The 1,178-nt window shown below is 74.9% G+C and carries 1 protein-coding gene; it reads left to right on the forward strand.

The genetic code is table 11. From position 1 onward, the window contains the following. The first annotated feature begins 212 nt into the window (after positions 1-212). The gene (locus tag DZF91_RS23515; RefSeq protein WP_117359519.1) at positions 213-830 is read left to right on the forward strand and encodes a TetR/AcrR family transcriptional regulator; all 618 of its coding nucleotides are present in this window, start codon (positions 213-215) and stop codon (positions 828-830) included. Positions 831-1,178 lie beyond the last annotated feature (348 nt).

Here is a 1,178-nt window from a genome sequence, read left to right on the forward strand (position 1 = left end):
CAGATCGCCGACGGCCACGCGCGCGCCGCGCTCGGCGAGCAGGCGGCCGATGCCGCGCGCGCCGCCGGTGACCACGGCGACGGCTCCGGGCCGCGCCACGACGGGATAGCGCATGGGGGGCTCCTTCATTCGGATACCGAAGGTATGCGAGTGTTGGACACGTCGTCAATAGCCTGCGGGCCCGCCGCCGCCGGGCCCGTACACTGCGGGCCATGGCACGAGAGAGCGGCCCGACCCGGGCGGAGCGGCAGGCGCGCACGCGGGAGCTGCTCGTCGCCACCGCCCGCGGCCTGTTCCTGCGGGACGGCTACCACGCCACGACCCTCGACCGGGTGGCCGAGGCGGCGGGCTTCTCCAAGGGGGCCGTGTACTCCAACTTCGCCACCAAGGACGAGCTCTGCCAGACCGTCATCGACGAGGTCCGGGCCGAGCGGATCGGCGCGGTCGTCGAGGCGATCGGCGGCGAGGGCTCCGCCGCGGACCGGCTCGCCGTCTTCGACGCCTGGGCCGAGCGCACGATCGGCGACCCCGGCTGGACGCTGCTGGAGGCCGAGTTCGCGATCCACGCCGCCCGCCGGGACCCGGCGCTGCGCGACCGTGTCGCGGAGGGCGGGCGGCACTGGGTCCGGGTGCTCGGCGGCCTGCTCGAGGAGGAGGCGCGGCGGCGCGGTCTCGTCCTGCCGCTCGCGCCCGCCGACCTCGCCGAGGCGCTGCTCAGCCTCGGCGTCGGACTGGGCCTGCGGCGCGCGGTCGATCCGGACCTGTCCCCGCAGGCGCTCACCGACGTCGTCCGGCTGCTGATCTACGGTGACGCCCACCGGGCCGACTGACCGGGCCGACTGACCGGGCCGACTGACCGGGCCGTGCTCCCGCCGCCGTTTCCGTCGCGTGGGTGAACGCCGCTTTCACCCCGCGCTCACGATCAATCGGGCATGCTGGAGAGATTCAGGTAGCTTGTAGGGAACTTTCAGGTTTGCCATGTTCGTCCCCTACACATCGGATCTCGGAGCGCGGGGAGCGGCCATGAAGGCCAGGTTCGGCGGCACGAAGGCGGTCGTCGTGGCGGCGGGGGCGGTCACGACGGCCGCGGCGGTGACGGTCGCGGTGGCGCTCGGCGCGGACGGCTCGCCGAAGCCGGCCGGGCAGGTCCGCGCCGGGCTGGACGCGAGCGCGTCCGG

Source organism: Actinomadura logoneensis, from assembly GCF_003428695.1.
GTDB lineage: Bacteria > Actinomycetota > Actinomycetes > Streptosporangiales > Streptosporangiaceae > Spirillospora > Spirillospora logoneensis.